Source organism: Candidatus Deferrimicrobiaceae bacterium, assembly GCA_035256765.1.
Classification (GTDB): domain Bacteria; phylum Desulfobacterota; class Deferrimicrobia; order Deferrimicrobiales; family Deferrimicrobiaceae; genus CSP1-8.
The window spans coordinates 1-7941 of record DATEXR010000303.1 but is presented as its reverse complement, the minus strand read 5'-3'; the positions used below and the strand labels follow the sequence as shown (position 1 = coordinate 7941).

Genomic DNA, 7941 nt, shown 5'->3' with positions numbered 1-7941 from the left:
TGCAGGATTGACGAAATATCAAGCATGTGCTACATGTATCTCATAATGTGCCACATGGTAACATGAGAAGAAGGCGCAGACGCTACAGGGAGGAGTCGGGATGAAAAAGATGACGGTCCGGGAGGCGAGGCAGGCGCTCTCCCGCCTCGACCGGGTCCTGGAGGAGGAAGGGGAGGTGACGATCACGCGCCATGGCCGGGCGGTCGCTCGCGTGGTTCCGGTGAGCGGAAAGAGGGCGATCCCGTCGCACAAGGCGCTGCGGGAGAGCATGCCCCGGATGCGCCGGGGAAGCGGGCGGCTCGTCCGGGAGGACCGGGATGCCCGGTAAGGAGATCGTCTATTTCGACACGAGCGCCCTGGCGAAGTGGTACCTGAACGAGGAGCTCTCCGACGAGGTCGAACGGTATATCCAGGAGCACGGGCCTGTCGAGATCAGCGATCTGACCGCCGTGGAGATCCGCTCGCTGCTTTCAAGGCGCCGCCGGGAACGGGAGATCGACATCAAGACCGAGACCCGTGCCTTCGCCGTCTTCGAGGAGGACGTGCGGCGGGGCTTTCTCATCCGCAATCCGCTCCCGGCCACGCTGGCCGCCGGGGCGGTCAACCTGATCGCCTCCTTCCCCGATGTTCCTTTGCATACCCTCGACGCGATGCACCTGGTCTTGGCCCAGGAGATCGGCGCGGCCGTCCTTGCCACCTCGGACCGGGTCATGGCGGGGGGGGCGGAGGCGCTGGGGCTTACGGTCGTCCGGTTCCTCGAACGGCGATCCTGAAGCGGCCGGGAGTGGACATCATCGATCTCTCTCCCCGACACCAGGTCGATCCTGGCAGTCCCATCGAACTGGTCATCAAAAAGATTATTTTTCCTTCCCCTTCCGACGCGACAGCGATTGTCGCCCCAGCCCGGCAGGCTGGTGCCTGGTTGGGCGAGGTTGACGAAATACGGAATATCAGTTATACTGCATTTCGGAATATCGGATGGGAGGTGCTCGATGAAAGAGAATATCGTCGTTTCCGGAAGAGGGCAGATCACCCTGCCGGCGGCCATGCGGAAGCGCCTCGGGATCAAGGCAGGCGGCGTCCTGGTTGTCGAGGACCGGAAAGGGGAGCTGGTGCTTCGGCCGGCGGCCATTGTGGAGTTGGACGCCTACACGGACGAAGAGATCGCCCGATGGGAGCGGGAAGATCGGCTGGCTCCGGGGGAGCGGTCCCGGATCTTGAAGAAGTTGGGTCGCAAGCGTTGATCCGCCTTTTCCTTGACTCGAACGTGCTGTTCACCGCCGCCCACAACCCGGAAGGGAAGGCGTCTCTTGTCATCGAACTGGCCGCGGAGAGTCATTGGGAGGTTGTGACCAGCGCGTATTGCCTGGCAGAGGCGCGGCTGAACCTGGAAAGGAAGGTTCCCGCAGCCCTTGGCAGGTTGTCCGAGATACTCCGGGCAGTCCGCCTTGTTCCTGATGTGGGGGGAGAGCGGTGCGGGCTTTCGCTTCCGGAGAAGGACCGTCCTGTGTTCGCCGCGGCACAACGATGCAAGGCAACGCATTTTCTCACCGGGGATCGACAACATTTCGGCCCGTACATGAACAAACCGAAGGTGACGACGGGGATGGTCATTCAGACCGTTGGGAATTTTCTCTCGAAGATCACGAAATAATACTTGCCGGCCTCCCGCCCGAAGGTCGTCCCGGGAGATATCATCCATCGGATGAAAATTGCTAGATGGCTGCCGTTCTTCAGAGACTCCGGGCCACCAGGACCGTCCCGGTGCCCGTGAGGACCGCCTCGCCCGCCGGGTTGGTGACTCTTCCCTCCATCTTCACGATCTCCCCGTTCAGTTTCGGCTTGTCCGTTACGTCGACCACGTCCCAAACCATCTCCAGGCGCTCTCCGGGGCGCACCGGGCCCAGGAAACGCAGGGTGAACTCGAGCCCCAGCGAGGCGCCCCGCTTCGAGAAGTGGGTGGCCGTCATTCCCAGGAACCGGGAGGCGGTCTGCGGTCCGCAGGCGATGATCCCCTGGAAGCGGGTGGCTTTGGCGAATTCCTCGTCGTGGTGCAGGGGATTGAAGTCGCCTGCGAGCCTCGCGAACTCGGCGATCTCCTCCTTGCTGAACCGGGCTTCGTCCGTGATGCGCTCTCCCACCTTGACCAGGTCACCCAAGGTGTACCTCCCCTTTTGCCTCTTTGCCGTCCCGTTCGGTTTCGCGGTCACTCCGTTCCGAGGTAGGACCGCTGAACGTACTCGCTTTCCCGGAGTTCCTTTCCTGTGCCGGAGAGCACCGTCCGCCCGGTCTCGAGAATGTACCCGCGATCGGCGATCTCGAGCGCGTGGGCCACCTTCTGCTCCACCAGCAGGATCGTCACGTTCTGCTTCGCGATGTCGGCGATCTTCGCGAACAGCTCGTCCACCAGCAGGGGGGCCAGGCCCAGGGAGGGCTCGTCGAACATCAGGAGCTCGGGCTCGGACATCAGGCCGCGCCCGATGGCGCACATCTGCTGTTCGCCGCCGGACATCGTTCCCGCGAGCTGGCGGCGCCTCGCCTTCAGCAGGGGGAACAGGGCGTACACCCGGCCGAGCTGCTCGTGGGCCATGCCCCGCGCCCGGGGCGCGAAGGCGCCGAGCAGCAGGTTCTCCTCCGCGGTCATCCGGGGCCACAGCTTGCGGCCCTCCGGGATCTGGATCACCCCGCGCCGGACGACCTCGTGGGCCGGCCGGCCGGACAGATCTTCCCCCCGGAACCGGATCGTCCCCGCCTTCGGCGACAGCAGGCCGGAGAGAGTGCGCAGGGTCGTCGTCTTGCCGGCGCCGTTGGGGCCGATGAGCGTCACGATCTCCCCGGGGGCCACCGTGAACGAGATTCCCCAGATCACCTGCACGTCCCCGTAGGCGACCTCGAGGCCGTCCACCTCCAGAAGGGGCCGGACGCTCATGGCTGCTCCTCGATCGGTTCCGCCGCCCGGCCCATCCACGATCTGCGTCCCAGGTAGGCCTCGATCACCGCTTCGTCGTCCTGGATCTCCTCCGGCGTCCCCTCGGCCAGCTTTTGCCCGTAGTTGAGCACCATGATCCGGTCGCAGGTGCGCATGACCGCCCGCATGTCGTGCTCGATGTACAGGATCGTGATCCCGCCGTCCCGCAGGCGGCGAAGGAGGGCCAGGATGTCCGCGGTTTCCGTCGGATTCAGGCCGCCGCAGATCTCGTCGCACAACAGGACGACGGGATCGGTCGCCAGCGCCCGGGCCAGCTCCAGCCGCTTGCGGTTCCCGGTCGGCAGGGCGCCGGCGGAGCTTGCGGCCGACCCCGACAGGCCCGTGAACTCGAGGATCCGCTCGATCTCGTCCGCTACCTCGCCGCGGGGCGGCGTCCTCCTTCCTCCGTACCGCATGCCGACCTCGACGTTCTCGTGCACGGTCATGCCCGTGAAGGGCCGCGGGATCTGGTGGGTCCGGCAGATCCCCAGGTGCACGACCCGCTGGCTCGGCCAGCCGGCGATCTCCCGGTCGCGGAACCGGATGGACCCGGCGGTCGGAACGAGCGATCCGGCGATCATGCTGAAGGCGGTCGTCTTGCCGGCGCCGTTGGGGCCGATGATCCCGAAGATTTCCCCCTCCCGCACGCGGAAGTGGAGGTCGACGACCGCGGCAAGCCCGCCGAAGTGGCGCGTGAGCCCTTCCACCGAGAGGAGGTCCTTCACGATCCTCCCCCGGCCGGCTGCCGTTGCGCCGCGATCCCCCCTCCGGTGCCTGCGGCATTCCGTCCGCGCAGGCCGCGTGCCAGACGCCTCCAAAGCCCGGCAAGGCCCCCGGGCTCGAACAGCATGATGAGGATCAGCAGGGCGCCGTACAGGAGGAGGTGGAACTGCGGGAAGTGGACGACCATCTCCTCCTGCACGATGCTGTAGACGGCCGCGCCGATGACGGGTCCGGACAGCGTCCCCAGTCCGCCGATCACCGGCATCAGGAGGATGGAGGTGCTGGTGGTGAAGGCGAATACCCCGTCGGGGTGGATGTAGGCCGTGTAGTGCGCGAACGCTCCGCCCGCCATCCCGGTCAGGCAGGCCGCCAGCGCGTGCACGGCCAGCTTCAAGCGGAACGGGTGCACGCCCACGTCGGCGGCGGCGTCCTGGTCCTCCCGGATGGCCCGCAGCGCGAGGCCGAACGGGGAGTGCATCACGCGCCACGACACGAGGAACGCCAGGGAGGCGACGCCCAGCGCCGCGTAGTAGTGCTCCACCTGGCTGAACCGGCCGGTCTGCTGCAGCCGGAGGCCGCTCGCACCTCCGGTGATGTCCAGGTTCGACATCACGATGCGGACCGCCTCGTTCACGCCGATGGTGGCGATGGCGAAGTAGGGGCCCCGGAGACGGAACGTCGGAAGCCCGATCAGGAGGGAGCCGAACGCCGCCACGGCGCCCCCGGCCGCGATGGCGGCGTACGGATTGACCCCCCCGTTGATGGACAGGCCCGCGGTGTAGGCGCCCAGCCCGTAAAAGACCGCGAACCCGAAGGACACCTGGCCGGTCACGCCGCCGAGGAGGTTCCAGGCCAGGCTCGTCGCCACCCATAAGAACGTGGTCAGGAGCAGGCGGATCGCGTTGTTCGAGACCCCGACCAGGGGGACCGCCAGGAACGTCAGCAGCGCCAGCGCGGCGACCGCATAGGCCGCCCGGCTCGTCGCGCGGGATGCCGGGGCCGCGCTCATCGCAGGCGCCGCCACCGCTGGAGCAGCCCCTCGACCCCGCCGGGCAGGACCAGGAGAGCGACGACCAGCAGGATGAAGCTGATGGCGTGCTGGTAGTTCGCCGGGACCACCAGGATGCTGAACGTCTCGATCAGGGCGACGATGATCGCCCCGATGGCCACGCCGGAGAAGGACTCCAGCCCCCCCAGGACGGTGATCACGAACGACCGGAGCATGAAGGAACCCCCGAAGTCCGGGGTGAACGAGTACAGGTTCGCCAGGAGCGCGCCGGCAAGCCCCGTGAAGGCGATCCCCAGGCCGAACGCCAGCATCGCCGTCCGCCCGGTGTCGATGCCGGCAAGCTGGCCCGCCTCCCGGTTCTGCGTCAGGGCCCGCACGGACCGCCCGAACCAGGTGTGTTGCAGGGACAGGTGGAGGGCGACCAGGGACAGCAGGGCGATCCCGAACACGATCAGTCGGATGACGGGCACGACGATGCCTCCGAACCGGAACGTCGCCATGGTCAGCGGCGTGAAGATGGACCGGTCGTCGGCGCCCCACACGGCATAGCCGAAATTCTGGAGGACGAGCCAGAGGCCGAACAGCAGCAGGAGCGAGGGGAGCGTCGGTTCGTCGGCCACCGGCACGAATCGGACCATGCTCCGGTGGGTCGCGATGCCCAGCAGGAAGAAGACGGGCGCCGCCAGGACCGACGAGATCAGGGGATCGATGGGCAGCCGCTGGGACATCTCCAGGGCGAAGTACGCCCCCAGCATCATGAACCCCGCGTGGGCGAGGTTCACCATCTTCATGACGCCGTAGATCACGGTCATCCCGATGGACATCGCCGTGTAGATGCCCGCCAGCAGGATGGCCGCGACGAACAGGTTCAGCAGATCGTCGAGTCCCATGCGGCGTTACCGCGGGATGCGGGTGACCACCTCGCCCGTTCGGGAGTCCTCCGGGTAGACGAAGTCCACTTTGTCCCCCGGCTTGTTCTGGACGATGACGAAGGGGGTCATGGCCTGACCGTTCTCCTGGAATTGCAGGACCTGGCCCGGCAGGAGCGAATCGGTCAGCCGCGCCTTGCGCAGCCCGTTACGGACCGCCGTGCGGTCCAGGGACCCGGCCGACTCGATGGCGGCCGCGAGGATGCGCACGGCGTCGTATGCCGTGGAAGGGTAATAGGAGTCCGGTTCGCGCTGGTACTTCTTCTTGTGCTCCTGCACGAACGCCTTCACCTGGGGATAGGGCAGGTCCTTGTGCCACCAGATCCCCGCGAAGATGTAGTCGGCGGCGGGCCCCAGGGCCTTGCGGGCGGGCTCCTCGGTGCCGCGGGCCCCGTAGCTCACCATCCGGTGGTGCAGCCCCATCTGCGTGTACTGCCGGTGCATCGTGATGTAGTCCTGCAGGTGGGCGTCGGAGAGGAAGATGTCCGCGTTCGCGGCCTTCATGCGCTGGAGGATGCCGGAGAAATCCGTCCCGCCCATCTGAAAGGACTCGTTATACACCACCTGGAAGGCGCCGGGGTTTTCCTTGATCCAGCGATTCACGCCCTCGACGTATTCCTTGCCGTGGTCGGTGTTTTCCACGACGATGGCGATCTTCAATCCTTTCTCCAACTTGCCCTGGTTCACGAGGGAGCCGAGGAACTTCATGGTGGTGTAGCCGAGGAGTTCCACGGGCGCGAGCACCCCGAAGATCCACTTCCGGCCCTGGGTGTAGATCGGGCTGGCCCCCGCGCCGGGGGAGATCCACGGCACCTGGTACCGGTCGGGCACGACCGACTGGGCCTGGCCCAAGGAGGAGGAGTAGGCCCCGATGACCGCGACCACGTTGTCCGAGGACATGGTCCGTTCCACGAGCTGGACCGAGCGCCCCTGGTCGGACTGGTCGTCGTAGAGGATCTCCTGGAACGGCAGACGCTTGCCGCACTCCTTGACGTACACCCCTCCCTTGGCGTTGATCAGCTCCATCGCCAGCCGGATCCCCTCGACCTGGTAGGTGCCCGGGCGCCCCTCCCGCCCGGTCATCGGGAAGACCATGCCGATCCGGATCGCATCCGGGCAGCCCGCGCCCTGGGCCGCCTCGATGCCGCTCCCCCATGGGCCAAGCAGGGTCAGGGCCAAGACGATGATGGAGACGATCGCCGGCCGCGCTGCAGGCGGACGTGAACCTCCATGCACCCCGATTCCCGTGTTTTTCATGTGGATCCCCCCCTTGGTATTGATTCAAAACGTCGTTTTTCAAATTGCGATGATATAGTATCCGCATAGTCGAGAAAAGGGAAAAATCGAAGGCATGAACCTGGCCCGACTTCTTTCCGAAACGGCATCCCGACACCCCGAAAAACCCGCCGTCGTCTTCGAGGGGACGTCCCATTCCTACCGCGCCTTCGACCGGCAGGTGGAGCGCTACGCGGCCATGCTCCAGGCGGAGGGCGTCGGGAAAGGCGACCGCGTCGCCGTCCAGCTCACGAAGCGGATGGAGTTTCTCTACCTCCACTTCGCGGTCCTCTCGGTCGGCGCGGTCACCCTTCCCCTCAACCCGGAGTACCGGGAAGGGGAGGTCGGGTATTTCCTGTCGGACTCGGGCAGCTCCCTCTACGTCACGGACGCGGAGAGGTTCCGGCGGGCGGCCGGCGCGATCCGGGGCCTAAAAAGGATTAGGACGCTGCTCGTCGACGATGCCGTCGCGGAAGGGGCGGGCAGCCTGCCGGACCGGCTCGCCCGCGCGCCCTCGGGATTCCGGCGCGCCTACCCGGCCGGCGGCGACGACGTGGCGATGATCTGCTACACCTCCGGCACGACCGGCAGGTCCAAGGGAGCGATGATCACGCACCGGAACCTCGTATCGAACATGCGGGCCCTTTCGGAAGCGTGGGAGTGGACGGAAGAAGACGTGCTCCTCCACGTGCTTCCCTTTTTCCACGTGCACGGGCTGAACGTCGTGACGCACGGAAGCCTTTACGCCGGCTCGACCATCGTCATGCACGAGAAGTTCGAGCCGGGACGCGTGTGGGAGGCGCTGGAGAAGGAACGGTGCACCTTGCTCATGGCGGTCCCCACGATCTACCAGCGGCTCATGGGCGAATGGGAGAAACGGGAGCGGAAGCCCGATCTGAGCGGGATGAGGGTGTTCATCTCCGGCTCCGCGCCCCTTTCCCACAACCTCTTTCACCGGTTCGAGAGGGCGACCGGATTCCGGATCCTGGAGCGCTACGGCATGACCGAGACGGGGATGAACACGTCCAACCGCATCG

11 protein-coding genes are annotated in these 7941 nt (G+C 66.2%); 5 read left to right on the top strand and 6 right to left on the bottom strand.

What is annotated here, in order from left to right; genetic code table 11:
• Nucleotides 1–100 precede the first annotated feature (100 nt).
• The 4 genes from VJ307_10655 (at nt 101) to VJ307_10640 (ending at nt 1654) form a co-directional block, all read left to right on the top strand.
• On the top strand, nt 101–328 hold the full coding sequence (locus tag VJ307_10655) for a type II toxin-antitoxin system prevent-host-death family antitoxin (protein HJX74595.1): 228 nt from the start codon (nt 101–103) through the stop codon (nt 326–328).
• The gene (locus VJ307_10650; protein ID HJX74594.1) at nt 318–773 is read left to right on the top strand and encodes a type II toxin-antitoxin system VapC family toxin; all 456 of its coding nucleotides are present in this window, start codon (nt 318–320) and stop codon (nt 771–773) included. The genes VJ307_10655 and VJ307_10650 overlap by 11 nt, the downstream gene beginning before the upstream one ends.
• A 219-nt stretch (nt 774–992) precedes the next feature.
• The gene (locus tag VJ307_10645) at nt 993–1244 is read left to right on the top strand and encodes an AbrB/MazE/SpoVT family DNA-binding domain-containing protein (protein HJX74593.1); all 252 of its coding nucleotides are present in this window, start codon (nt 993–995) and stop codon (nt 1242–1244) included.
• Nucleotides 1241–1654, top strand: a complete 414-nt coding sequence (locus tag VJ307_10640) for a hypothetical protein (GenBank protein HJX74592.1) — start codon at nt 1241–1243, stop codon at nt 1652–1654. The genes VJ307_10645 and VJ307_10640 overlap by 4 nt, the downstream gene beginning before the upstream one ends.
• Nucleotides 1655–1733: 79 nt before the next feature.
• On the opposite strand, the gene VJ307_10635 is transcribed toward VJ307_10640, so the two are convergent.
• The 6 genes from VJ307_10635 to VJ307_10610 are packed head-to-tail and all read right to left on the bottom strand — an operon-like array spanning nt 1734 to nt 6886.
• A complete protein-coding gene (locus VJ307_10635) occupies nt 1734–2159 on the bottom strand; it encodes a MaoC family dehydratase (GenBank protein ID HJX74591.1) in 426 nt (141 codons plus the stop codon).
• A gap of 47 nt (nt 2160–2206) precedes the next feature.
• Nucleotides 2207–2929 carry an ABC transporter ATP-binding protein gene (locus VJ307_10630; protein ID HJX74590.1) on the bottom strand — a complete coding sequence of 241 codons (723 nt, stop codon included), beginning with the start codon at nt 2927–2929 and terminating at the stop codon, nt 2207–2209.
• Nucleotides 2926–3693 (bottom strand): ABC transporter ATP-binding protein, encoded by a 768-nt coding sequence (locus VJ307_10625; protein ID HJX74589.1) that lies wholly within the window; start codon nt 3691–3693, stop codon nt 2926–2928. The genes VJ307_10630 and VJ307_10625 overlap by 4 nt, the downstream gene beginning before the upstream one ends.
• Complete coding sequence (locus VJ307_10620) at nt 3690–4715, bottom strand: branched-chain amino acid ABC transporter permease (protein ID HJX74588.1); 1026 nt, start codon at nt 4713–4715, stop codon at nt 3690–3692. The genes VJ307_10625 and VJ307_10620 overlap by 4 nt, the downstream gene beginning before the upstream one ends.
• Complete coding sequence (locus tag VJ307_10615) at nt 4697–5590, bottom strand: branched-chain amino acid ABC transporter permease (protein HJX74587.1); 894 nt, start codon at nt 5588–5590, stop codon at nt 4697–4699. The genes VJ307_10620 and VJ307_10615 overlap by 19 nt, the downstream gene beginning before the upstream one ends.
• A gap of 6 nt (nt 5591–5596) precedes the next feature.
• The gene (locus VJ307_10610; GenBank protein ID HJX74586.1) at nt 5597–6886 is read right to left on the bottom strand and encodes an amino acid ABC transporter substrate-binding protein; all 1290 of its coding nucleotides are present in this window, start codon (nt 6884–6886) and stop codon (nt 5597–5599) included.
• Between the two features lie 94 nt (nt 6887–6980).
• Here VJ307_10610 and VJ307_10605 point away from each other — a divergent pair.
• Nucleotides 6981–7941, top strand: a 961-nt coding sequence (locus tag VJ307_10605; protein ID HJX74585.1) for an AMP-binding protein, incomplete at its 3' end; no start/stop codon positions are given.

Coding starts and splice junctions, on each gene's coding strand:
- VJ307_10655 (HJX74595.1), top strand. CDS start 101: ATGAAAAAGATGACGGTCCGGGAGGCGAGGCAGGCGCTCTCCCGCCTC.
- VJ307_10650 (HJX74594.1), top strand. CDS start 318: ATGCCCGGTAAGGAGATCGTCTATTTCGACACGAGCGCCCTGGCGAAG.
- VJ307_10645 (HJX74593.1), top strand. CDS start 993: ATGAAAGAGAATATCGTCGTTTCCGGAAGAGGGCAGATCACCCTGCCG.
- VJ307_10630 (HJX74590.1), bottom strand. CDS start 2,929: ATGAGCGTCCGGCCCCTTCTGGAGGTGGACGGCCTCGAGGTCGCCTAC.
- VJ307_10615 (HJX74587.1), bottom strand. CDS start 5,590: ATGGGACTCGACGATCTGCTGAACCTGTTCGTCGCGGCCATCCTGCTG.
- VJ307_10610 (HJX74586.1), bottom strand. CDS start 6,886: ATGAAAAACACGGGAATCGGGGTGCATGGAGGTTCACGTCCGCCTGCA.